General features: G+C 58.9%; 23 protein-coding genes and 1 other RNA gene. 14 read left to right on the plus strand and 10 right to left on the minus strand.

Going from position 1 to position 22,871, the window contains the following annotated elements:
• Positions 1-176: 176 nt before the first annotated feature.
• From DSCA_RS27490 to proC, 4 genes are all read right to left on the minus strand, one after another.
• Positions 177-653: a thioredoxin family protein gene (locus DSCA_RS27490; RefSeq protein ID WP_155319487.1), complete on the minus strand. Its 477-nt coding sequence runs from the start codon at positions 651-653 to the stop codon at positions 177-179.
• Positions 654-666: 13 nt separating this feature from the next.
• Positions 667-1,365, minus strand: coding sequence for a cytochrome c biogenesis CcdA family protein (locus tag DSCA_RS27495; RefSeq protein ID WP_155319488.1), 699 nt, complete (start codon positions 1,363-1,365; stop codon positions 667-669).
• A 101-nt stretch (positions 1,366-1,466) separates the two neighbouring features.
• A complete protein-coding gene (locus tag DSCA_RS27500) occupies positions 1,467-1,919 on the minus strand; it encodes a MauE/DoxX family redox-associated membrane protein (RefSeq protein WP_167527980.1) in 453 nt (150 codons plus the stop codon).
• A 99-nt stretch (positions 1,920-2,018) separates the two neighbouring features.
• Positions 2,019-2,903, minus strand: coding sequence for a pyrroline-5-carboxylate reductase (proC, locus tag DSCA_RS27505; RefSeq protein WP_231716299.1), 885 nt, complete (start codon positions 2,901-2,903; stop codon positions 2,019-2,021).
• Positions 2,904-3,195: 292 nt separating this feature from the next.
• Between proC and DSCA_RS27510 the strand changes: the two genes are divergently transcribed.
• The 12 genes from DSCA_RS27510 (at position 3,196) to DSCA_RS27565 (ending at position 14,828) form a co-directional block, all read left to right on the plus strand.
• Positions 3,196-3,909: a FadR/GntR family transcriptional regulator gene (locus tag DSCA_RS27510; protein ID WP_155319490.1), complete on the plus strand. Its 714-nt coding sequence runs from the start codon at positions 3,196-3,198 to the stop codon at positions 3,907-3,909.
• Between the two features lie 5 nt (positions 3,910-3,914).
• A complete protein-coding gene (locus DSCA_RS27515; RefSeq protein WP_155319491.1) occupies positions 3,915-6,005 on the plus strand; it encodes an FAD-dependent oxidoreductase in 2,091 nt (696 codons plus the stop codon).
• Positions 5,998-7,152, plus strand: coding sequence for an NAD(P)/FAD-dependent oxidoreductase (locus DSCA_RS27520; RefSeq protein WP_155319492.1), 1,155 nt, complete (start codon positions 5,998-6,000; stop codon positions 7,150-7,152). Before DSCA_RS27515 ends, DSCA_RS27520 begins: the two co-directional genes overlap by 8 nt.
• A 36-nt stretch (positions 7,153-7,188) precedes the next feature.
• The gene (locus DSCA_RS27525; RefSeq protein ID WP_155319493.1) at positions 7,189-9,327 is read left to right on the plus strand and encodes an aldehyde ferredoxin oxidoreductase family protein; all 2,139 of its coding nucleotides are present in this window, start codon (positions 7,189-7,191) and stop codon (positions 9,325-9,327) included.
• The gene (locus tag DSCA_RS27530) at positions 9,324-9,521 is read left to right on the plus strand and encodes a MoaD/ThiS family protein (RefSeq protein WP_155319494.1); all 198 of its coding nucleotides are present in this window, start codon (positions 9,324-9,326) and stop codon (positions 9,519-9,521) included. Before DSCA_RS27525 ends, DSCA_RS27530 begins: the two co-directional genes overlap by 4 nt.
• A 237-nt stretch (positions 9,522-9,758) precedes the next feature.
• Entirely contained in the window at positions 9,759-10,058 is a 300-nt protein-coding gene (locus DSCA_RS27535) for a YggT family protein (RefSeq protein ID WP_155319495.1), read from the plus strand.
• 25 nt (positions 10,059-10,083) lie between these two features.
• Positions 10,084-10,581, plus strand: coding sequence for a DivIVA domain-containing protein (locus tag DSCA_RS27540; protein WP_155319496.1), 498 nt, complete (start codon positions 10,084-10,086; stop codon positions 10,579-10,581).
• A gap of 101 nt (positions 10,582-10,682) precedes the next feature.
• Positions 10,683-11,765: a type IV pilus twitching motility protein PilT gene (locus tag DSCA_RS27545; RefSeq protein ID WP_155319497.1), complete on the plus strand. Its 1,083-nt coding sequence runs from the start codon at positions 10,683-10,685 to the stop codon at positions 11,763-11,765.
• A gap of 46 nt (positions 11,766-11,811) precedes the next feature.
• Entirely contained in the window at positions 11,812-12,975 is a 1,164-nt protein-coding gene (locus tag DSCA_RS27550) for a type IV pilus twitching motility protein PilT (protein WP_155319498.1), read from the plus strand.
• 49 nt (positions 12,976-13,024) lie between these two features.
• Positions 13,025-13,681, plus strand: a complete 657-nt coding sequence (locus DSCA_RS27555) for a zinc-ribbon domain-containing protein (RefSeq protein WP_155319499.1) — start codon at positions 13,025-13,027, stop codon at positions 13,679-13,681.
• A 44-nt stretch (positions 13,682-13,725) separates the two neighbouring features.
• The gene (locus DSCA_RS27560) at positions 13,726-13,884 is read left to right on the plus strand and encodes a hypothetical protein (RefSeq protein WP_155319500.1); all 159 of its coding nucleotides are present in this window, start codon (positions 13,726-13,728) and stop codon (positions 13,882-13,884) included.
• Positions 13,885-13,886: 2 nt separating this feature from the next.
• Positions 13,887-14,828 (plus strand): MBL fold metallo-hydrolase, encoded by a 942-nt coding sequence (locus DSCA_RS27565; protein WP_155319501.1) that lies wholly within the window; start codon positions 13,887-13,889, stop codon positions 14,826-14,828.
• Positions 14,829-14,892: 64 nt separating this feature from the next.
• Here the strand turns inward: DSCA_RS27565 and DSCA_RS27570 are convergent, their stop codons facing one another.
• The 6 genes from DSCA_RS27570 to DSCA_RS27595 form a co-directional block, all read right to left on the minus strand.
• A complete protein-coding gene (locus DSCA_RS27570; protein WP_155319502.1) occupies positions 14,893-15,660 on the minus strand; it encodes a type III pantothenate kinase in 768 nt (255 codons plus the stop codon).
• Between the two features lie 13 nt (positions 15,661-15,673).
• Entirely contained in the window at positions 15,674-16,603 is a 930-nt protein-coding gene (locus tag DSCA_RS27575; RefSeq protein WP_155319503.1) for a CdaR family protein, read from the minus strand.
• Positions 16,604-16,608: 5 nt separating this feature from the next.
• Positions 16,609-17,475: a dihydropteroate synthase gene (gene folP / locus DSCA_RS27580; RefSeq protein ID WP_155319504.1), complete on the minus strand. Its 867-nt coding sequence runs from the start codon at positions 17,473-17,475 to the stop codon at positions 16,609-16,611.
• Between the two features lie 104 nt (positions 17,476-17,579).
• Positions 17,580-19,517: an ATP-dependent zinc metalloprotease FtsH gene (gene ftsH, locus DSCA_RS27585; protein WP_155319505.1), complete on the minus strand. Its 1,938-nt coding sequence runs from the start codon at positions 19,515-19,517 to the stop codon at positions 17,580-17,582.
• A 73-nt stretch (positions 19,518-19,590) separates the two neighbouring features.
• On the minus strand, positions 19,591-21,063 hold the full coding sequence (gene tilS / locus DSCA_RS27590) for a tRNA lysidine(34) synthetase TilS (RefSeq protein ID WP_155319506.1): 1,473 nt from the start codon (positions 21,061-21,063) through the stop codon (positions 19,591-19,593).
• Complete coding sequence (locus DSCA_RS27595; protein ID WP_155319507.1) at positions 21,038-21,427, minus strand: DUF3568 family protein; 390 nt, start codon at positions 21,425-21,427, stop codon at positions 21,038-21,040. Before DSCA_RS27595 ends, tilS begins: the two co-directional genes overlap by 26 nt.
• Positions 21,428-21,751: 324 nt before the next feature.
• Here DSCA_RS27595 and ffs point away from each other — a divergent pair.
• Positions 21,752-21,996, plus strand: an RNA gene (gene ffs, locus DSCA_RS27600) — signal recognition particle sRNA large type.
• Positions 21,997-22,231: 235 nt separating this feature from the next.
• Positions 22,232-22,864, plus strand: a complete 633-nt coding sequence (gene grpE / locus DSCA_RS27605; protein ID WP_155319508.1) for a nucleotide exchange factor GrpE — start codon at positions 22,232-22,234, stop codon at positions 22,862-22,864.
• Positions 22,865-22,871: the final 7 nt, after the last annotated feature.

The raw sequence follows: 22,871 nt of genomic DNA on the forward strand, positions 1-22,871 counted from the left end.
CGGCTGGTTGCCAGGCGGTTGTTCGTTTACCTGGTGCCCATCCATAAATGGCAAATTGGTCCGATATCTGCGTTGCGCTCAAAATTTTATCCACGGAATATCAGCCATATGCCTGCGGTAAAATTTTCGCGCGCCTCGATCTCGACCCAATTTGCCTATTTCCGGATAAACACTACCTATTTCCCTTTTTTCATGAAGGCACTGAAACTCATGCTCTGATAGCTGTCCGATCCGATGAATTTCAATATTTTCAGCATTTCATCGGGCGCAATGTAGCCGGGACGGTTCGCAATCGGATCGCCTGCCTCGGAGATGAAAAAGGTGTTCGGCAGCCCCCGTACGCTGTATTTGGCAGCAATCTCCTGCTGGCGGTCCGAATTGACGCTGATGGGCACAAAGTTGCGGTTGACGTAGGCAATGACCGTTGGATCCTGAAATGTCTCCTTTTCCATTTGAAGACAATAGCGGCACCAGTCGGCATTGAAAACGAGAAACACCTTTTTGTTTTCGGTCTCCCCCCGCTGCCGGCCTTCTTCGTAGGAAACCCACTGGATGCCGCCGCCGGCACCCTGGTCTGCAACCGCGGGAACCGACCCGATATAAAGGGAAAACACCAGTGCCACGGCCGTTATGAGGGTCCATCGTTTTTTCATCACGTCTCGTTTCCTATACGCTGATCAGGTTCATTTTGTTCGTGACCAGCAGCAGGCCGAGGATCAGCAGCAGCACGCCCGCAGTCACGTTGATATACCTTATCGACCAGGATGCCTTTTTGATAAAGGTCAGCAGTGAGTCGACAAATACGGAAAGCACCAAAAAGGGAACGGCCAGTCCCGCCGCATAGACGGTGAGCAGCGCCATGCCATTGGCCACGGTCTCCTGGCTGCCCGCCACGATAAGTATGGAGCCTAACAGCGGGCCGATGCAAGGGCTCCATCCTGCCCCGAAGGCCATTCCCACCAGAAAAGTTCCCAGGAAATGGAGCGGCTTTTTCCGGACCTGAAGCCGTCTTTCGAATTCCAGGGTTTTGAACCGGATCAGGCCGGTCATGTGAATGCCAAAAAGGATGATCAGAACCCCGCCGACAATCCGTATCCAGTCCCGGTATTTGAAAATGGCGCCCCCGATGAGGGACGCCGATGCGCCCATCAGGATGAAAACCAGGGAAAAGCCGAGCACGTAACTCAAGGTGGCCCGAACGACCCGGCCCCGGATTCGGCGGGTCGGGGCACCGGTCAGTTCATCCAGGGACAAACCGGTGATAAAGGTGAAATAAGCCGGTATGAGCGGCAGGATACACGGAGAGAAAAAAGAAAGCAGGCCTGCGAGCAGTGCAGCGGGATACGAGATCGATTCTGTGAACATGGGTCTGATCCATCCTTCGGCGTTGATGTCGTCACGAAATGGTGGCGGCCTCTACTGGTGAGCCCACGAAGCGGCAACGGGTTACAAGAAATGATCACCGTTCAACGGGCAGATCTTACCGGTCGCCGACCCGAAAAGAAAAACACCCAGGTCCCGCCCGCCAGGATGAAAAGGTTGCGAAGGGTGTTCAGGGCAATGTTCGACGGCGCTTTGGCCGTCAATGAAAAACAACCGCAGGCAATGTTCAGGCCCCGATACCCGTTATAAAAGATGATGGCGATAAAAACGACCATCATCAGGCTTATCAGCAGGGCCGCCCCTTTTTCGAACCGGCCGAAAACCAGCGCCACGCCGCATGCTGCCTCGACCCAGGGAAAAACCACGGCCGTCGCCGTTACCAGCAGGGGCGGCAGCAGCTGATAATTGGTCACAATGGCCGCAAAGGCGGTCGGATCGGCGATTTTTCCGGCGCTGGAAAACAGAAACACCGCCCCCAGCCCGATTCTGACAATGATCGTGACGGCATCGACAACGGCTGGCTGAATCGATTTCACAAATATGCTCCGGTCTCCCATCGAAATTGACGAACCCATACTATAATCATGAGCCATGAGTCCGACAAGGCCTGTCCCCCGTCAGGGCATTGGCCTGCATCAGGGCTGGGTCTGGCCGTTGGCGAAGTTCTTGATCATGGCATCACCCAGTTCCCTGGAACGGTTGGTGGCGGCTTCCACGGCGTTGATCAGCGTGGTGCGAAGCCCGCCTTTTTCAAGGGTGTGCAGGCCGGCGATGGCCGTACCGCCCGGAGAGGTGACCGAATCCTTGAGCTGGCCGGGATGGTCGCCGGTTTCCAGAAGCAGTTTGGCGGCACCCAGGATGGTCTGGGAGGCGAGGACCAGGGCATCGTTACGGGAAAGGCCCACTTTTACCCCTGCGTCGGCCAGGGCATCCACGATCATGAAAATATACGCCGGCCCACTGCCGCTGAGTCCCGTGATGGCGTCCATCAGGTAGTTTTCCTTGATAAAAATGGACTTGCCCACCGAATCGAAAATCGCCATGGTCAGTTTGACGTCATCCTGGTCCGCATGGCCCCCGGCAGCGATTGCCGTGGCGCCTTCCCGCACGGCCACGGCCACGTTGGGCATGACCCGTATCAGGCGAAGGTCTTTCTCGAGCAGGGATTCGATGGCGGCCAGAGGGACGCCGGCGGCAATGGAAATGATCAGCTTGCTCATGTCCAGATAATCGGCGGTTTCCTTGAGCACGCTTGCCATAATCTGGGGTTTGATGGCGTAAATGATTATGTCTGCCGCCTTGACCACCTCGATGTTGTTCGTGGTGGTCGCCACCTGGTATTTTTCCTTTATCGGCTCCAGCTGGCGTTCGCTGGCATCGGAACAGATGATGTTTTCAGGCTGGGCCGCGCCGGACCGGATCAATCCGTCAATGAGGGCGTTGCCCATGTTTCCGGTTCCGATCATACCGATTTTCTTGTTGTTCAGCATGGATTGATTCTCCCTTTGGGTTGGCGTCATGGAACAGATAGTCACCTACGTTTTAGGCCTTTGCCGTGTCAAGTGAAATCCTTCGGCCGGGGTCGCTTTTGTGGCGTGCGGCAGAAACGATCCGGTTCCCGCCCTGAATCCGGCCAGCCTGGCCGGGTTATCCTTGACATCGGGCATTGACCATTGTAATGGTTTAACCATTACAGTATATGGTTTAACCATTACAAGTTTCGCTATCCTGAGCTTTCCCACCGACGCCGGCACGGGATGCATGCCGGTGGCAGTCACCGATAGCCAAGGGCGGCGCACGGGAATTGATGCCATGTTTAAAGCAGCCAAACAGAATCGTATTTTCCAGGATGTGGTGGAGCAGATTCAGGAGACCATCCTGTCGGGCAAGCTCAAGCCCGGCGAAATGCTTCCATCGGAGCGGGAACTCAAGGCGATGCTCGAGGTCAGCCGGGGGACACTGAGGGAAGCCCTTCGGGTGCTGGAGCAAAAGGGGCTTATCGAAATCAAGCTGGGGGTGGGCGGGGGTGCCGTCGTTCAGGACATGAGCTACGACCAGATGAACGAAAGCCTGGCCCTGCTCATCCGTTACCAGAAGGTATCCTTACAGCACCTCTCGGAATTTCGGGTGGGCGTGGAGGGGCGCGTGACGGCATTGGCCGCCGCCCGGGCCACGCCGGCGGACGTGATACGGCTCAAATCCATGCTGGAACAGGCCCGTCAGTTTGTTGAAAAGGGCAGTGATTTCCAAAAGGAGTTTGTGGAGGTGGACAAGCAAATTCATCTGGCCCTGGCGGAAATCACCGGCAACCCCGTCTACATCTCCCTGCATCACACGGTCCATGACAACATCGATCAGTACTATGAAGCCTTTTTATCCATGGAGCAGAGGGAACTGGAAGAAAATTTCAGCGATCTGGGCAGCATCATCGATGCCGTTGAGAAAAAGGACGTGGACCAGGCCCGGCAGCTGGCCGAGGCGCACGTGCTGCGATTCAACCACTATATGGAAAACCGGGAGGCCTAGCGGCGATGGCGAACAAACGGATTCAATCCCATCCCATTCTTGAGGTGCCGCCGGAGGATGCGGTCGCCTTTACCTGGAATGGCACGGCTATGACCGGCAGAAACGGGGAGATGATCTCGTCCGCCCTGTTTGCCAATGACGTCCATGTGTTTGGCCACCACCACAAGGACGGCAGCCCCCAGGGGCTGTTCTGTGCAAACGGCCAGTGCGCCCAGTGCATGGTGGTGGCTGACGGCAGCCCCGTCAAATCGTGCATGACCCCGCTCAGAGAGGGGATGACGCTGCAGTCCCTGGAGGGGCTTCCCAGGCTTCCGGAAACCGGTGGCAAGCCGGTTTGCGTACCGGCGGCGGAAACGGCGGTGGCGGTGCTGATCATCGGCGGCGGACCCGCGGGACTCAGCGCGGCCATTGAACTGGGCAAACTGGGCATCGAAACCCTGATCATCGACGACAAGGATCGCCTGGGGGGCAAACTGGTCCTGCAGACCCACAAATTTTTCGGTTCCGTGGAAGACTCCCATGCCGGCACCCGCGGTTTTGAGATCGGGGCGATTCTGGAGAGGCAGCTGCACGACCTGCCATCGGTAACCGTCTGGCTGGCGGCCACCGCCGTGGGGGTTTTTTCAGACGGCGTCGTCGGGGTGGTAAAAGAGAAGGTGTACCGCAGGATCCGTCCCCAAAAACTGCTGGTGGCCACCGGCGCCCGGGAGAAAATGCTTTCTTTTCCGGGCAATACCCTGCCCGGCGTATACGGTGCCGGCGCCTTCCAGACCCTGGTGAACCGGGACCTGGTCAAGTCTTCGGAACGTGTCCTGATCGTGGGCGGCGGCAATGTGGGCCTGATTGCCGGGTACCATGCCATCCAGGCGGGCATCGAGGTGGCGGCCCTCATCGAGGCCCTGCCCCGGGTGGGCGGCTACAAGGTCCATGCCGACAAATTGCGGCGGCTGGGCGTCCCCGTTCTTACCGGGCACACGGTGGTGGCCGCCCACGGGAACGGGCATGTGGAAGGGGTTACCATTGCCGAACTGGACGACCGTTGGCACACCGTTGCGGGGACCCTAAAAACCTATGCCGTGGACACGGTGCTGGTCGCCGTGGGGCTGGCCGAAGTGGACGAATTTTATCTGAAAGCCCGGCAGTGGGGGATGGATGTATACGCCGCCGGGGATGCCCAGGAAATTGCCGAGGCGTCCGCGGCCATGTTCACCGGCAAAATCGAAGGGCTGAAAGTCGCCAAAGCACTGGGCCGCTATCCGGGTGAAATCCCTTCCGAATGGGACGAGAAGGCCGTCATTCTGAAATCGCGGCCGGGTGAACCGGTTCACCGGGAGCCGCCGGCCGGGGAAAAAGGGGTGATGCCCGTTTTTCACTGCCAGCAGGAAGTGCCCTGCAACCCCTGCACCTCGGTTTGCCCGGAAGGGGCCATCCGCACCGAGAACGACCGGATCACCGGGCTTCCCTATCTGGTGGAAGGCGCAACGTGTAAAGGCTGCATGGCCTGCGTGGCCATCTGCCCGGGGCTGGCGATCACCCTGGTGGATTACCGCAAGGACCCATCACATCCCACCGTCACCCTGCCATACGAAATCTGGCGGGAGCGTGTGGAAAAGGGGCAGCGGGTCCCGGTCACCGATCAGGAGGGTGCCATCCTCGGCCATTACCCGGTGCAGCGGGTGGTGGCCAACCGCAGGAAGTATCCGGGGACGCTGCTGGTCCAGGTGAAAATGGCGCGTCGGCTGGCCAAACGGGCCGCCGGCATCCGGGTCCAGGAGGCCCGGGTGGATCCGTCAGCCGTATACGAAAAGGCCCCCCTGCCCGACGAGGCGGTCGTCTGCCGCTGCGAGCGCATCACCGCCGGGGAGATCCGGTCCGCCGTTCGAAGCGGGGTGCGGGACATGAACCAGATGAAGGCGCTGAACCGGGCGGGGATGGGCGCATGCGGGTCCAAGACCTGCCGGCCCATGATCTGGCGGATTTTTCAGGAGGAAGGCGTGGATCTGAAGGCGGTGACCGACCGGGTGGATCGGCCGCTTTTCGTGGAAGTGGCCCTGGGGACCCTGGCCGGGGAAAGGAGCGGTGAACAAGATGCCTGATGTGGATGTCATTATTGCCGGGGCCGGTTCGGTGGGTGTCCCCACGGCCATGGCGCTGGGCGCCATGGGGGTGAAGACGCTGGTTCTGGACGCCAAACCGTCACCGGGCCAGGGGGACAACAAACGGGCCATCGGCGGGGTCCGGGCCACCCACTCGGACCCGGGGAAGATCCTGGTCAGCCTCCGGTCCCTGGAGATTTTTTCCACATGGAAAGAACGGTACGGGGATGATATCGAGTGGCTCAAGGGCGGCTATCTCTTCCCGGTATACCGGGAACAGGAAGAGCAGTCGCTTAAAAAGTTGCTGCCCCTGCAGCGGCAATTCGGCCTGAATATCGACTTCATCGACCCGGGGGCGCTGCAGGCAATCGTACCGGGCATCGATCCCGATGGGCTCGTCGGCGGCACCTTCTCTCCTGACGATGGTTCGGCCTCACCGCTTCTGGCTTGCAACGCCTTTGCACGAAAAGCCCTTGAAAATGGCGCCCGGTTCCAATTTAATGAACCGATCAGGACCCTGCTGGTGGAAAACGGCAGGATCGTGGGGGTTCAAACTGAAAAGGGCCGATACCGGGCGCCGGTTGTGGTCGATGCGGCGGGCGCCTGTTCCGGGCCGCTGTGCCGGACGGCCGGGGTGGTGCTTCCCGTGACGCCTGATTCCCACGAAGGCGCCATCACCGAGCCGGTGGCCCGCATGTTCGCCTGCATGGTGGTGGATCTGCGGCCGGGGCCGGGGTCGAAGAACTACTACTTTTACCAGAATGTCCATGGCCAGGTGGTGTTCTGTATCACCCCGGACCCGCCTGTTGTCGGCACCGACACCCGGGAGACATCCGTGTTCCTGCCCCAGGTGGCCGCACGCATGGTGGCCCTGATTCCCCGTTTGAAAACCTTGCGGGTGCGTCGGGTGTGGCGGGGCCGCTACCCGATGAGCCCCGACGGGTCCCCCATCGTCGGTTGGAGCCCGGCGGTCGAGGGCCTGTTTCACGCGACCGGTATGTGCGGTCAGGGTTTCATGCTGGGGCCGGGAACGGGCGAACTGGTCGCCCGGATGATCACCGGCAGCACGTCCCGTCAGGACGAGGACGCCATCACCATATTTTCACCGCGCCGGCAATTTTCCGACGACCACGAGGCATTGAAATAACCTAATTTTTAACCATACCAATAGAGGAGCATGAACATGACACCATTGAAAGCCACCACGTTGAAGGCCTTATCTTACCAGCGGTGCGATGTCGACAAAGGGTATACCAATCATTACCTGGATGTGGATCTGTCCGCGGGCTCGATCTCTATCGGTATGTTCGAGGATCGGATCAAGAAAACGTTCATCGGCGGAAAGGGGTTTGACCTGTGGCTGCTGTGGCACGCCGTCAGCGGCCAGCACAAGTGGAACGACCCGCAAAATGCCATCTGCATCTCCTCGGGCCCCATGGGGGGGACGCCCGGTTATCCCGGTTCAGGGAAAAGTATCGTCACATCGATCTCTCCGACCACCGGATCGGTGATGGACTCCAATGTGGGTGGCTATTTCGGCCCCTACCTGAAGTTCTCCGGTTTCGATGCGCTGCGGATCACCGGACGATCAGAGGGCGATGCGGTCTTGTTCATCGACGGCATCGAAGAGAAAGTTGAAATCCTCCGGATCCCCGATCTGCCGGGGGATGCCTATGCCATGTCCGACGTGCTGACCGACCATTTCTCCAAGGGCAAGAAGGTTGGCATCTCGGTGGTCTCCGCCGGGCCGGGCGCTGCCAACACCCTCATCGGGTGCCTCAATTTTTCCTGGTACGACAACGCCCGCAAACTGGTGCGCTACAAGCAGGCGGGCCGCGGCGGGATCGGGACGGTATTCGCCGACAAGGGCATCAGGGCGGTGGTGGCCCGCTGGGAAAAGGTGTCTCAGAAAACCAACAACCCCGCCGACCCGGAGGCTGTCAAGACCGTGGCCAGATGCCACTCCAAAGAAATTGTGGAACTGGACCCCAAACAAAATGAGATGGCCCGCATCGGCACCACCCACCTGGTGCCGATCATGAACGATTTTGACCTGCTGCCCACCAACAACTTCCAGTACGGATCCGATCCGAGGGCGTCGCTGATCGGCCGGGACGCCTTTGAAAAGCTGTTCGATCCGGGGTTCGACGGCTGCTGGAAGGGCTGCACCGTGGCCTGCGCCCACGGGGTCAGGGATTTTGTGCCCTGCACCGGTGCATACAAGGGCGAAAAGGTGTTCGTGGACGGCCCCGAATACGAAACCATCGCCGGGTGCGGTTCCAACCTGGGCATTTTCGACCCCTTCACCATCCTGGAAATCAACTTTTACTGTGACGCCTACGGACTGGACACCATCAGCGTGGGAACGGGCATTGCCTTTGTCATGGAGTGCTTCGAGCGCGGATTGATCAGCCTGGAGCACACCGGCGGCATGGACCTGTCTTTCGGCAACCGGCTCAATGCCCTGGAACTGGTCCATCAGATGGCTGCCGGCAAGGGCTTTGGCGCCATTGCGGGCCAGGGGATCCGCAGGATGAAAAAAGTTTTTGCCGACCAGTTCGGTGCCGATCCGGTCATGCTCCGGGATATCGGCATGGAGTCCAAGGGCCTGGAATTTTCCGAATACATGACCAAGGAATCCCTGGCCCAGCAGGGGGGGTACGGATTGGCGCTCAAGGGGCCCCAGCATGACGAAGCCTGGCTGATTTTTCTGGACATGGTCCACAACTTCATGCCCACCTTCGAGCAGAAGGCCGAGGCCCTGCACTGGTTTCCCATGTTCAGAACCTGGTTCGGTCTGTGCGGTCTGTGCAAGCTGCCCTGGAACGACATCGTCCCCGAGGACAACAAGGATACACTCGAACCGGCCAAGGTGATGAAGCATGTGAACTGGTATGCCGACTATTACACGGCGGTCACCGGCAATACCGCCACCCCAGAGGACCTCATCACCATGAGCGAAGCGGTCTATAATTTTCAGCGCATTTTCAATCTGAAGATGGGGTACGGCACCCGTGATCATGATTCGCTGCCCTATCGCGCCATGGGGCCGGTCACCGTGGAGGAGTACGATTCACGTCAGGAGCGCTATGACACCGAGCTCGGTGAAAAGCACCATGTAGACATAACGGGGAAAGATACGCCCTGGAAGTTGGCTGAACTCAGAAAACGGCGGGAAGCCCAGTACGAAACCCTGAAGGACGCCGTCTACCAGCGCCGTGGGTGGACCGCCGACGGAATACCCACCGTTGAAACCGTCAAGCGGCTGGGGATCGATTTCCCGGAAGTATTGGACGTGTTGGCGGCTAACGGGGTCAAATGATTTATCTCGACGACAGGGAAATCCCCTGGCAGGAAGGGCTGACCGTGGCCGCCATGCTCGCCGGGCTGGCGGACGGCCACCTTTACGCCGTGGTGAAGCTGGATGGCCGGCTGGTGTCCCGGCCCCATTTCAGCACCACGCCGATCCCGGACGGTGCCCGGGTAAGGCTTATCCCCATGATCGCCGGTGGTTAGCCCGAAACGGGGTGTCCCATGCCGATGCGGTGTGCAGAACCTGCCGCCAGCGGTCCCGTCGACTGCTGGCGGTTTAGGTTTACCCCTCCCCGAATTCATCCCCGATCTTTCCCGCATTTCTTCCAACCCCTGAAAAACATTGACTTATCCGAGGAAAAGGTCGTATTTTTCCTGTGTCATGCGCCCTGTGCGTGTTTTCTTGCGGGGCCAACTTTTAACGATGAGGATACCTTTTCAATGTATATTGTGGGCTACTTTCTGATGGCAGCGGCCAAAGTCATGGATGTGGTGCTGCTTTTTTTCATGTGGGTGGTGATCGCCCGGGCCGTATTGTCCTGGGTCAATCCGGATCCTTACAATGCCATTGTGCGCTTTATCAACAATGTCACCGAGCCGGTGCTCTACCCGATTCGCTCGAAACTGCCGATTCACTATGGAGGGATCGATTTCTCTCCCATCATCGTTTTCCTCATCGTCATTTTTTTGCGAACCTTCGTGGTGAACAGCCTGGTCCGAATGGCTGCTTCACTGATTTAACCCCATCCAATACAGGAACGCTGTCATGAAACTAACCCCGCTGGACATTCAGCAGCAGCAATTCAAGGTCCGCTTCCGGGGCTTCGACGTGCGTGAGGTCGACCGGTTTCTGGAACAGACCGCCGACGCCTTTTCTGCCATCCAGGAGACTACGAAACGGCAGGAGGAGGAGATTCGCCGCCTGAAGCTCGAAAAACAGGGCTATAAAGAAAGGGAAGAGACCTTCAAGCGGGCCATGCTCAACTCCCAGAAAGTGCTTGAGCAGATGAAGGACAATGCCCGCAAATCAGCGGAAATCATTATTGCCGATGCCGAAGTCAAGGCGGAAAAGATTCTCAACCGGGCTCACAGCCGCCTTTCCCAGCTCCACGAGGACATCGCCGAACTCAAGCGCCAGCGCGTCCAGATCGAGGTACAGATCCGTGCCATCATCGACGCCCACACCAAACTGCTGGAGATCGGCAAGGAAGGCATGGATGTGCTCGATGCGGAAGACACCAAAATCAAGGTGCTCAACCAGTAGTCCGGGAATACAGAGGACGCCGGCATCTGCCCGATGTGTCAGTGCTTAAACTGCCGGGTGAGCTTCGGGTCCTGACCTTAACCAACAACCGGGAGAAGTGAATGGCCAAGATTGATGCTTTTTTCAAGCTCATGCACGAACAAAATGCCTCCGACCTCCACCTGCTGTCCGGTCAGCCGCCCGCGCTGCGCATCCATGGCGACATCGAGCGGGTGAAATACAAGGTGCTGGACAACGATGATCTTCGCAAGATGCTCTACGAGATCACTCCGGAAGACAAGGTCAAGAGCTTCGAGGAGACCGGCGATGTGGACTTCGGCTACGAGATCCCCGGCCTGGCCCGCTACCGGGCCAACTACTTCATGCAGAAGAACGGTATCGGGGCGGTATTCCGGGAAATTCCCAGCAGCATCATGACCGCCGAACAGCTCGGCCTGCCTCCGGTGATCTCCAAGCTGGCCTCGCTGCCCCGGGGACTGGTTATCGTCACCGGCCCCACCGGTTCGGGTAAATCCACCACCCTGGCGGCCATTATCGATGTGGCCAACCGCACCCGCAGCGATCACATCATCACCGTAGAAGACCCGATCGAATTTGTGCATAAAAGCCGGAGTTGCCTGGTGAACCACCGGGAGGTGGGCCTGCATACCAAATCCTTCAGTGCGGCCCTGCGCGGCGCCCTTCGCGAGGATCCGGACATCATCCTGGTCGGTGAAATGCGGGACCTGGAAACCATCTCCCTGGCCATCGAGGCCAGTGCCACGGGGCACCTGGTATTCGGCACCCTGCACACCACCAGTGCACCCAAAACGGTGGACCGTATCGTTGAGGTCTTCCCCGCCCAGGAGCAGGCCCAGATCCGCTCCACCCTGTCCGACGGTATCCGGGCCATCATTTCCCAGACACTGTTCAAGCGCATCGACAAGAAGGGTCGTGTGCCGGCCATGGAAATTCTCATCGCCACACCGGCCGTGCGCAACCTGATTCGTGAATCCAAATCCCACCAGCTGCCCTCCATGATGCAGACGGGCAAAAAATACGGCATGCAGCTTCTTGACGACGCCATCATGGACCTTTACAACAAGGGGCGGATCAGTGCCGACGATGCCTACACCAAAGCCAACGACAAGGGGCGCTTCCGGCCGCTGCTTAAATCGCCGCCAACCGATTTTACCGAAGCGTGATGCCATTGCCTTTTCGACACCCATGGCTGCAAGATAGAGGGAAACAATGAAAAAACAGGAAGTCGACCATATCCTGACGCGGATGCTGGATTCCCACAGCAATGTGTCCGACCTGAACATCACCGTGGGAAAACCGCTTCAGGTGGAAAGCGCCGGGGAACTGGTGCCGGTGGAGATCAAGCCGGAGATCAAGGAACTGACTCCCTTTCAGACGGAGACGTTTGCCCTGAACCTGATCAACCGGGACCGGCGTCTCACCGAGACCCTGATCAACACCGGGTCCTGCGATCTCTCCTACTCGCTGCCCGGCAAGGCCCGGTTCCGCGTGAACATTTTCGCGCAAACGGGCAACTACTCTATCGTTCTGCGGAAGCTGGAATCCAAAATCCCCACGATCCGGGACCTGAACCTTCCGGACACCTTTTACAAGATCGCCAAAGACCTCAACGGCATTGTCTTCGTCACCGGCGCCACCGGGTCGGGTAAAACGACCTCCCTGGCGGCGATTCTGGAAGAGATCAACGAGGCCCGATCCGTTCACGTGGTGACCCTGGAGGATCCCATCGAATACCAGCACCCGCACAAGAAGGCCACCTTCAACCAGCGGGAACTGGGTACCGATTATGACAGCTTTGCCAATGGCCTCAGGGCGGCCTTGCGACAGGCGCCCAAGGTCATCCTGGTGGGCGAAATGCGTGACCGTGAGACGGTGGAAATCGGCCTGAATGCCGCCGAAACCGGCCACCTGGTGCTGACCACCCTGCACACCGTGGATGCCGGGCAGACCATCAACCGTATTCTGGGCATGTTCCCCAACGAAGAGGAGAAGCAGATTCGCATTCGGCTGGCCGACACGGTGCGCTGGATCGTCGGCCAGCGGCTGCTGCCCAAAATCGGCGGAGGCCGGGTGGCCGCCTTCGAGATCCTGGGCACCAACCTGCGGGTCAAGGACGCCATTCTCAACGGGGAATCCGAAGGAAAGACGTTTTATGAAATCATGGAGGCGGGGCGGCCCTTCGGCATGACCACCTTCGACGACCATATCGTCGGGCTGTACGAGCAGGGGCTGATCACCCAGGAAACCGCCATGGCATATGCGTCTCACAAGGGGGTGGCCGGTCGCGGTATTGACAAGGTGAAGAGCGCCCGGGGCGAATCCACCACGGATATCGATAATCTCGAGATAGACCGCCATTATGATAAGGCCTGAAAGCCCCCCGTCTATGGCCTGAGAAGCGGAAAGGATCGGTTGGGAACCCATGGAAATTGTCTGTGAAAGCTGCCAGAGCAAGTTCAGAATTGCCGATGAAAAGCTACCCAAGGATAAGACGGCATTTCTGAAGTGCCCCAAATGCCAGAATCGTATCAGTGTCCCGCCGCCGGCCAAGGACCCGGATGAATCCGACCCGCCGGGGTTCGAAGAGGACTTTTTTTCATTCGACGAGGATGAAAGCGACGGCTACGACTCCTCGGACAAGCCCTTTGACTTTGTGGAGGAAGAAGGAAAAACCGCATTGTTATGCGAATCTGATCCGATGATTAAAAAGACGATCAAACCGGTTCTGGACGTTCTCGAGTATCACATCACGGAGGTCAAAAACAGCCGTGAAGCCTTAAAAACAATGCGTTACCACAGTTATGACCTCATCGTTGTCAATGAGTACTTTGATGCCAAGAACCCCGATGCCAACGGGGTGCTGATTTACCTGGAACGCCTCAATATGAGCGTCCGCCGGAACATTTTTGTGGCCATGATCACCCGCCGGTTCAGAACCATGGACAACATGGTGGCGTTCCAGAAGAGTGTGAACATGGTTGTGAATGTGGACAATGTCGCCGATTTCGATAAGATTCTGAGACGGGGCATGGCCGATTCGGGCCTTTTTTATCAGGCGTACAAGGACTGTCTGGATTGACAGGAGACGCAACCGGTTGGCCGCCTCACCAGGAAGACGATCGCATGAAACCCGTCGGGAACTATACTTGTACTGAATATCGCCAGGAGATGATGCTGCTGGGTTTGAAGCGTCAACTGGAAGATCCGAAGCTGCCGGAACCGGATCGGATGCGTATTGCCGAACGCGTCCGTGAATTGGAGCAGCAGATGGGGATGGACTGACCATGGCCGCCGCCAGGGTTCGGCAGCTTGCCCCCCACCTTTACCTGATCGTCCTGGCTCCGCCCATCAACGGGTTCCAGGATTTTGTCGGCGCCTGGCTGGTCGACGGACCGGATGCCGTCTATCTGGTCGACGTGGGACCGGCGGCGACGGCGGACCAACTCGTCGATGCGCTTGCCGCACTGAACGTGGGTCGCCTGGATTTCATCTGCCTGACCCACATCCATCTCGACCATGCCGGCGCCATTGGCCACCTGGTGAAACAGTACCCCACGGCACCGGTGGTTTGCCATCCCAAGGGCGTTCCCCACATTGTCGACCCCGAACGCCTGTGGCAGGGTACGGTCAAGACACTGGGCGCCACCGGCCGGGCATACGGGCGGATGCTGCCGGTGGACCCCGCTCGTATCGCCACCGAACGGCAGCTGGCCTCGGCACCCTTTCAACTGCTGGACACCCCCGGCCATTCACCGCACCATTTCGCCATTGCCGCTGCCCGCTGTTTGTTTGCCGGAGAAGCCGGCGGGGTATGCCTGCCCCTGCCTTCGGGAGATCTTTACCTGCGCCCGGCCACCCCGCCCCGTTTTTTTCTGGAAACGTCGCTGTCCAGCATCGACCGGCTCCTGGCAGCCAGTCCCGATGCCCTGTGCTATGGGCATTTCGGCATGCAGCCGGACGGTGCAAGCATGCTGGCCAAACATCGCGAACAGCTGCTTTTCTGGAAAGCGACCCTGGCCGCAGAAGCCGACGGAGGGGGAATGAATTCACCCGATTTTGCAGCGCGGTGGATGGACCTTCTGCTGGCGGCAGATCCCCTGCTTTACGGGTTTTCACAACTGGCGCCAGAGATACAGGCGCGGGAGCGGGGCTTTCTGCTGAACAGCGTCAAGGGTTTTGCCGGCTATCTGGCCAGGCGGGACAGGTCCGATAGCGAGACAACTTAATAATTCTTAAATTATTGGATTTTGGATCAAAGCCGTCAACGATGAATCCGGAAGGAACCGACGGCTACTCGAAGCTGTCGCTGATGATCCTGAGTCCCTCCAGGGTTAGGGAAGACTCCACTTTTTCGATGCTTCGGGCCACATTGGCCATCAGGGGTGCCAGACCGCCCGTGGCCAGCACCATGGGCACGGTGTCCATCTGCTCCTTCATCCGGCCCACAATTCCGTCCACCAGGCCGGCATAGCCGAAAATGATACCGGATTTGATACCACCGATGGTATCTTTGCCCACTACGTTTTCCGGCCGCTCGAAGATCTCCACCCGCGGGAGCTTGGACGCTTCACGGAACAGGGCTTCGGAGGCAATCATGATTCCCGGGCTGATGGCCCCACCCAGATACTCTCCTTTTTCCGATATCACGTCGAAAGTGGTGGCGGTACCGAAATCAATAATGATGAGACTTTTGCCGTATTTGTGGTAGGCTGCCACCGCATTGACGATGCGGTCCGCCCCCACCTCCGATGGGTTGTGCATGAGAATCGGCATACGGGTATAGGAGCGCGCATCCACCCACTGGGGGATGTGACCCAAATATTTACGACAGAAAGAATCCAAAATGGTGACCATGGGCGGAACAACACATGAAATAACAGTTTTCCGGATGGCGCCGGAATCGATGCCGCCGATGGCGAACAGGCTGGTGACAATGACATTGTACTCGTCTTCGGTCGTTTTTCGTTCGGTTCGGATCCGCCAGTCCTTGACCAGCGATTCCCCCCGATAGATCCCCATGACCGTATTGGTATTGCCCACATCGATGACAAGCAGCATGATCGACTCCAGCCTATTTGCTGATGGTTACGGAAAAGCGTTCCGGACTGACACTGAGCAAAGCGGTTCGCACCGGCAGATTGATTGCGGCCTTGAGTAAATGACTGCCCGGAGACAATCCGCTGAGATCAACGGCGACGGCGAAGGCCGGGTCGGTCTCAATGGTATTGACAATCGCCTCGGGGCCGCTGACGGTTAGGGTGATGGCCGGGGGGGTGATCCGAAAGTCACCGGATGCCTCCTTGGCCGAGACAGGGATGTTTTCCAGAACCCGCGTGATGATGCGTTCTTTGACTTCGACATGGGCCACCACGATCCGAAGTGGCGGGTCCACGGCAATGATATCCGGAAGGTTCAGGGCCACTTCTTTTTTAAATGATTCCGAGGCGGCTTCCAGGTTGATGGGCCGTGTTTTTACCGTGTCGATCCCGGCCAGCATGGCCGCTGTCCCTTTCAGCACAATGTGGTCCGGTTTCAGGGTAACGGCCGCCACGGCGAATCCCGTCGCCGGATTTCCCTCGAGCACTGCGACAACTCCCACCGTTTTGAGGGACACCGTTTCCAGGCGCACCGTCAACGACGGGGTCAACAGCTTCTGGAGGGCCACACCTTTGGGAAGCTCCACATCTGCCTGATGTACTCTGATCGTGTGTGTGCCCTCGCGCATGCCGGACAGATCCAGCCGGCAGGCAATCGCCTGGGGATCGATCGTTTCGAGAACGGACGGAATGCCGGCTACCAGAAGCCGGACCGCCGGCAGCGGGTTGTCCATCAGCAGGAGGTCGTCGGAAAGGTGGCTGACCGTCGCGTTGATGGCGATTTCGACCTCTTTTTTCTCGGTCCTGGCAATCAGCATCACGGTTGCCGCACCCAACAGCAGGGGGAGGACCAGCCACCGGATCCATTTTCCGTAGGCCTGTTTATTCGCAGGGGATGCCGTCATGGAGATCACACCGATGCGATGGCGTTGATAACGGATAAGGTGTCCCGTGTAAGGGCCACATCGTGAACCCGAACCACGTGAGCACCTTGCATGGCGATTGCCGCCACGGCCGCCTGGGTGCCTCGCGCCACTTCCGGGCAGAGGGGATCCATGTCCTTTTCAGACGGGTCTTTGAGCAACTGGCGAATAAACATTTTTCGCGACGGGCCGACCAGCAGCGGGGCGCCCAGTTCATGGAAACGATTCAGGTCGCGGATGATCTGAAGGTTGTGGCGGATGGTCTTGCCAAAGCCGATTCCCGGATCGAGGATAACGGCCCCGCGATCGACGCCGGCGGCCACGGCCCGGTCCCTGGCTTCGGAAAGAAATGCCATGATGTCGGGTATCAGGTCACTGTAGACCGGCGCCACCTGCATGTCCTTGGGGGATCCTTTCATGTGCATGAGAATGAGGGGGACCCCGCAGCGCGCCGCTGTGGACGCCATTTCCGGATCCATCCGAAGCGCACTGATATCATTGATCATGGTTGCACCGGCGGCCACGGCCTGCCGGGCCACGGAGGCTTTGGTCGTGTCGATGGAAATGGGAACCGATACACGGTTGGCCAGGCCCTCAATCACGGGCAGGACGCGATCGAGTTCTTCCGATTCGCCCACCGGGTCCGAAAAGGGGCGCGTGGATTCTCCGCCAACGTCAAGGATGTCCGCGCCTTCTTCCATCAGCTGCAGGGCCTGGGCCATGGCCCGGTCGGGGGAAAAGAACCGGCCGCCGTCTGAAAAAGAATCCGGCGTGATGTTGACGATACCCATGATCAGGGTACGGGATCCCAACTCCAACGTCCGTGATCCGCAGGTAACGGTGTAGGTCTGCATTGACGCACTCATAGGGGTTGCTGGGTGGCGGTTGTCTGGTTCCGGATCTACAGTGATCGGAGATTCCCCGCGGCAAGCGCCGCGGGGAGGCGTCATGACCAAATTTATTCCCCGGCGTCCGTTTCCTGGGGCGGGTCGCCATGGGGGGGGGGGTCCGGTCCATCCGCGGCTGCATCCGCAGGCGGTGCCGACGATGCCGCATCCTTAGCGGCCGCCGCTTCCCTCTCTCCGGGTTTTTCCGGAAGCTGAATGCCCGGCCGGACCTGACGGATGAGGTCATCCATTTCAGCGCCCAAAACCGTTTCTTTTTCCAGAAGCTGTTCGGCCAGTTTATGCAGCACATCGATGTGCTCGGTCAATACGGATTGGGCCCGTTCGTATGCGCTCATGACCAGCCTGTTGACCTCAGAATCGATTTTTCTGGCTGTCTCTTCCGAGTAGTCGCGGTGCTGGGCGATCTCCCTGCCCAAAAAGACCTGTTCTTCATTCTTGGCAAACGACAGCGGTCCCAGCGTCTCGCTCATGCCCCAGCTTCGGATCATCTGCTGGGCCAGTTCCGTGGCCTGTTTGATGTCATTGGAGGCGCCGGTGCTGATGCGCTTGAAAATGAGTTCCTCGGCCACCCGGCCGCCAAAAGCGATGGCCAGCTCGGCTTCCAGCTGGTCCTTGTAGCGGAAATCCCGTTCTTCGGGCAGGAACCAGGTCACGCCGGCGGCCCGCCCCCGCGGGATGATGGTGATCTTGTTGACCACATCGGTGCCGGGGATGAAGCGGGCCACCAGGGCATGCCCGCCCTCGTGGTAAGCCGTGGTCAGTCGGTCCTCTTCCTTGATGACCTTGGATTTTCTTTCGAGCCCCATGTAAACTTTGTCCTTGGAGTCTTCGAAATCGACCATGTCCAGCCGTTCCTTGTCTCGTTTGGCAGCCAGCAGAGCGGCCTCGTTGACCAGGTTTTCCAGGTCGGCGCCTGAAAATCCGGGGGTGCCTTTGGCCAGCACCACCGGATCCACATCAGAAGCGATGGGGGTGCGCTTCATGTGCACCCGCAGGATTTTTTCGCGCCCCTTGATGTCCGGCAGCGATACCATTACCTGGCGGTCGAAACGCCCGGGGCGCAGCAGCGCCGGGTCGAGCACATCGGGCCGGTTCGTGGCCGAGATGAGAATGACGCCTTCATTGGACTCGAAGCCGTCCATCTCCACGAGCAGCTGGTTCAGGGTCTGTTCCCGCTCGTCGTGACCGCCGCCCAGTCCGGCCCCGCGGTGGCGGCCCACGGCATCGATTTCATCGATGAAAATAATGCAGGGTGCGTTTTTTTTCCCCTGCACGAAAAGATCCCGCACCCGGGAGGCGCCGACGCCGACAAACATTTCCACGAAATCGGATCCGCTGATACTGAAAAAAGGCACGCCGGCCTCACCGGCGATGGCGCGGGCCAGAAGGGTCTTGCCGGTCCCCGGAGGGCCCATGAGCAGAACCCCCTTCGGGATTCGCCCGCCCAGACGGGTAAATTTTTTCGGATCTCTCAGGAAATCGACGATTTCTCCGAGCTCCTCCTTGGCTTCGTCGATGCCGGCAACATCTTCGAAGGTCACTTTTTCCTGCTGGTCGGAGAGCAGACGGGCCCTGCTTTTGCCGAAGGACATGGCCTTGCCGCCGCCGCTCTGCATCTGGCGCATGAAAAAAATCCACACACCGATGAGTACGATCATGGGGAACCAGGATACCAGCACAGACATGTACCAGGGAGATTCGGCCGGGGGCTTGGCAATGATGGTGACGCCTTTGTCTTTCAGCCGCTGAATCAAAGCGGGGTCCTGGGGTGCATAAATCTTGAAGTGGCTGCGGTTGAGGTCTGTCACCCGGATTTCCTGACCCTGGATGGTGACCTCAGAGACCCGGTCCGCTTCGACCATGGCCAGAAATTCTGAGTAGCTGATGTCGTTTTGTGCAAGCTGCTGCTGGTTGAACAGATTGTAGAGCATGACCATCATCAACGTGATGACCAGCCACAGGGCCAGGTTCTTGTAGAATGGATTCAAGAGCGGTTTCCTCCTCGAGATTTTTCAGGCCAGGGAAGCGATTTCCTGATTTTGTTTAGGATCATATTAACCATCATCGGGTGTCAAGCAAGAAAAATTCAACCACCAGGACCTTGGACGTCGATGCCGTCACTTTGACGTGATCGTCCATTCGTTGCCCCACCAGCCAGATGATGCGCTGCTGGTCTGCCAGCACCGGGGTCCCGGACCGTTCCTGTCGGGGGATGCGGTGGTCGATGAAGAATTTTTTTAGTTTCTGGGAGCCGCCGGCGCCGAGGGGCGTGAACCGGTCACCGGGGACCGCGGGGCGTACCGTCAAGGGAAGGGATAACCGGGCCAGGTCAAAATGGGCCCGGTTCCGGTCGACATCCCCCCACGGGGGCAGCTGATCCGGCAGGCATGAGAAAAACCGAAACCCGATACCCATGGCCTGAATCTCAACCCTTTCGGGAAGGGGGGCGGGGATTCGTGTTGCCGGGACCCTTTCTTCTTCAACCCTCCGTTCGGCGGCCCCCCGTCGACCTTCAGCTGCAACCTGCAGCACGATATGGTCACCGGTCCGGCGGGTGCGGATGCCGCCGGGCAGATGACATTCTTTCCCGTCGCAGCCGTCCGCCAGCAGACGCAGCGCGGCTTGGACATGGGCGAAGGTGATCCGCCGCAAGGTGCCGGTGAGATCCTGAAGGGCATCGCGCACCAGGCGGCGGGCCAGGGCTGGATGCATCGTCTTCAGGGCGCCTGCCGATATCGTGATCACGCCTGCACTGCGGGCAACCATGGCCCGTTGGTATTCGGCGGCCACCAGTCCGTCCGTCCATGCCGCTTCCTCGCGCATCACCTCTGCCATCCGGTTCAGGTGGTCTGCGATACGCGGGTTGTATTCGGCTGCCAGCAGTGGCAGAAGGCGGTGCCGGATGCGGTTGCGAACAAACCGGAGATCCTCGTTGGAGGCGTCCCGGACGCAGGCAATGCCCGCTTTTCGAACGAAGTCTTCGATTTGCGAGCGGCGGACATGGATCATCGGTCGAATGATGCGATCGCGGCGCACCGGGGCAATTCCCGAGAGCCCCCGTGGTCCCGTGCCGCGCAGAATGGCCATGAGTATCTGTTCCGCATTGTCGTCCGAATGATGGCCGAGTGCCAGTTTGTTATACCCGGCGTCGGCCATGGTCTTGCTGAAAAACGCATATCGGACCCGGCGTCCGGCCTCTTCCAGGGAGAGCCTCAGCTTCCGTTTTACCTTTATTACCTGGGCACGTCCCGTGTGGCAGGCAATGTTCAGTGTCGCCGCAGCCTGTCTGACGAAGCGGGCATCCCTGTCTGCGGATGCCCCCCTCAGGCAGTGGTTCAGGTGGGCGATGCCCAGCCCGATGTCAAGCCCGGGAGCCAGCCGGAGCAGCAGATGCAGTAGCGCCATGGAATCCGGCCCGCCGGAAACACCAACCAGCACGCGGTCTCCGGGGGCCAGCATGCGATGGGCGGCCAGTGTCTGTCGAACCGTGGCCAGGAGGCCATCCGGGTCAGATGGCGTTGAGGATGGTGGCATGGATCAGTTCGGCGGTTTTACGATCCCAGTAGCCGACATATCCGCATCGAACGGCCACTTCGGTCATGCCATCGCCGAGGGTCCTGATTTTCACCGTCACCGGAGACCCGTTGCTCTGGTGAGCCTTGAGGGCGGTTTCGTGGCCGGTCCGGTTTTTCTCATCGATGGTTATTTTCAGGTAATTCAGACTCTGGATGGCTGTTTTTTCGGTATGGTCAAAACTTTCCGTGTAAGTTCGGATCAGTTCTCCCTTTACCCACGTGTAAACGCCGGCGCCGGCGCCGGCGCCGACAACGATGGCCGCACAGCCGGCCGTGAGCAGGAATGCCGATAACAAGGTGATGATCGTCGTGGTTCGCGCCATGGTCGGTTTCTCCAACGCATTGGTGGGCTGTTGAAAGCAGGCTACCGCTTTTTGCTTTATTGCATGCCCGGAGGGAAGTCAATACCGCAGACCCGGCGGTCCCCCGGTCGGGATGCGGTTCCCGGCCCCGGACCGGCCGATTGGATTGAACGGCTCCGGTCGGCAACCGAATGCCGGTTGCCGGATGCGTTGCGGGCATGGGTTGACTTTTTCCATGGGATGCTGCCGTTTCCGGCTCACAGGCGGGTGCCGGTTTGGCCGTCATCCAAAGTTGTTCACTTATCTCTTGAAAAACCGGCATTGACTATACTATATGATCCCCGGTTGTGCTAGGCGGGGAGCCAGCGGTGCCCTTTACCCGAAATCCGCTTTATGCGGGGCTGAATTCCCCCCTTAGGGTTGATCCCGAGAAAATCGGGTCATTTTGACCGGCCGCCGCGCAACAGACGGTCTCGAACCTCGTCAGGTCCGGAAGGAAGCAGCGATAAGGGATGCGGTCTGTGTCGTGGATCGATCCCGGTCAGACGGTGGCTCCGGTTTTTCGGATCAGTTCGACGGGGGGTGCACAACCATCTCACCGATTGGCCTTCCGTTTTGCCGTCAACCCACCAGATTTTCAATTAATTATTAATGGTTGCGTAAGGCCGGACTTGTCCTTGACAAGCCATCATCTGGTCTTATTTTCTATCAACTTTGCGGACCCGCCCGCAGCCAACGGCTTAAATTTCAAGCGGTTCGGTCCGGTCGGGAGCCCGCCGGCCGCGAAGATGAGAACATAAAGACAATCAGGAGATTCAGCAGCTGATGGCACACAAGAAGAAAATTGTGATTGAGGATGAGAACGATCAACCGAAGCAGGACACCCCGCCTACACCGTCGGATTCAGACGTCGCCGCCGATGAACCGGCGGATTCGCCCGACCCCATGAAGGAGATTGAGGAACAGCTGGCTGCGGCCAAGGCGGAGGCCGATGATCATCGTAACCGCATGCTCCGTATGGCCGCCGAGTTGGAAAACTTCAAAAAACGGTCTGCCCGCGAACAGGACGATCTCAAAAAATACGCCACCGAGAACCTGATCCGTCAGTTGCTGACTGTCGTGGACAATCTGGAGCGGGCCATCGCATCAGCCGCTCCGGACCATGCAAATGGCCAGAGCGTGGTTGATGGCGTCGCCCTGACCCTGGCCGAGGTCAATAAAATTCTGGAAAAACATTACGTCCGTCCCATTGAGGCGCTGGGCGAACCGTTTGATCCGACCTTCCACCAGGCCATGTGCCAGGAGGAAAGCGCCGATCAGCCGCCCAACACGGTTGTCCAGGAGTTTCAAAAAGGTTATCTGATTCATGACCGGTTGCTTCGCCCAGCCATGGTGGTGGTTTCAAAGGCCCCACAGAACGGGCAGTCCGAAGAAAAAACGGTTGATACCAACGCATAAGTTAACA

The organism is Desulfosarcina alkanivorans, assembly GCF_009688945.1.
GTDB lineage: Bacteria > Desulfobacterota > Desulfobacteria > Desulfobacterales > Desulfosarcinaceae > Desulfosarcina > Desulfosarcina alkanivorans.

Bases quoted from the DNA above. Each gene is read 5' to 3' on its own strand.
- DSCA_RS27490 (WP_155319487.1), bottom strand. From the start codon at position 653: ATGAAAAAACGATGGACCCTCATAACGGCCGTGGCACTGGTGTTTTCC.
- DSCA_RS27495 (WP_155319488.1), bottom strand. From the start codon at position 1,365: ATGTTCACAGAATCGATCTCGTATCCCGCTGCACTGCTCGCAGGCCTG.
- proC (WP_231716299.1), bottom strand. From the start codon at position 2,903: ATGACGCCAACCCAAAGGGAGAATCAATCCATGCTGAACAACAAGAAA.
- DSCA_RS27510 (WP_155319490.1), top strand. From the start codon at position 3,196: ATGTTTAAAGCAGCCAAACAGAATCGTATTTTCCAGGATGTGGTGGAG.
- DSCA_RS27515 (WP_155319491.1), top strand. From the start codon at position 3,915: ATGGCGAACAAACGGATTCAATCCCATCCCATTCTTGAGGTGCCGCCG.
- DSCA_RS27520 (WP_155319492.1), top strand. From the start codon at position 5,998: ATGCCTGATGTGGATGTCATTATTGCCGGGGCCGGTTCGGTGGGTGTC.
- DSCA_RS27525 (WP_155319493.1), top strand. From the start codon at position 7,189: ATGACACCATTGAAAGCCACCACGTTGAAGGCCTTATCTTACCAGCGG.
- DSCA_RS27530 (WP_155319494.1), top strand. From the start codon at position 9,324: ATGATTTATCTCGACGACAGGGAAATCCCCTGGCAGGAAGGGCTGACC.
- DSCA_RS27535 (WP_155319495.1), top strand. From the start codon at position 9,759: ATGTATATTGTGGGCTACTTTCTGATGGCAGCGGCCAAAGTCATGGAT.
- DSCA_RS27540 (WP_155319496.1), top strand. From the start codon at position 10,084: ATGAAACTAACCCCGCTGGACATTCAGCAGCAGCAATTCAAGGTCCGC.
- DSCA_RS27545 (WP_155319497.1), top strand. From the start codon at position 10,683: ATGGCCAAGATTGATGCTTTTTTCAAGCTCATGCACGAACAAAATGCC.
- DSCA_RS27550 (WP_155319498.1), top strand. From the start codon at position 11,812: ATGAAAAAACAGGAAGTCGACCATATCCTGACGCGGATGCTGGATTCC.
- DSCA_RS27555 (WP_155319499.1), top strand. From the start codon at position 13,025: ATGGAAATTGTCTGTGAAAGCTGCCAGAGCAAGTTCAGAATTGCCGAT.
- DSCA_RS27560 (WP_155319500.1), top strand. From the start codon at position 13,726: ATGAAACCCGTCGGGAACTATACTTGTACTGAATATCGCCAGGAGATG.
- DSCA_RS27565 (WP_155319501.1), top strand. From the start codon at position 13,887: ATGGCCGCCGCCAGGGTTCGGCAGCTTGCCCCCCACCTTTACCTGATC.
- DSCA_RS27570 (WP_155319502.1), bottom strand. From the start codon at position 15,660: ATGCTGCTTGTCATCGATGTGGGCAATACCAATACGGTCATGGGGATC.
- DSCA_RS27575 (WP_155319503.1), bottom strand. From the start codon at position 16,603: ATGACGGCATCCCCTGCGAATAAACAGGCCTACGGAAAATGGATCCGG.
- folP (WP_155319504.1), bottom strand. From the start codon at position 17,475: ATGCAGACCTACACCGTTACCTGCGGATCACGGACGTTGGAGTTGGGA.
- tilS (WP_155319506.1), bottom strand. From the start codon at position 21,063: ATGCCACCATCCTCAACGCCATCTGACCCGGATGGCCTCCTGGCCACG.
- DSCA_RS27595 (WP_155319507.1), bottom strand. From the start codon at position 21,427: ATGGCGCGAACCACGACGATCATCACCTTGTTATCGGCATTCCTGCTC.
- grpE (WP_155319508.1), top strand. From the start codon at position 22,232: ATGGCACACAAGAAGAAAATTGTGATTGAGGATGAGAACGATCAACCG.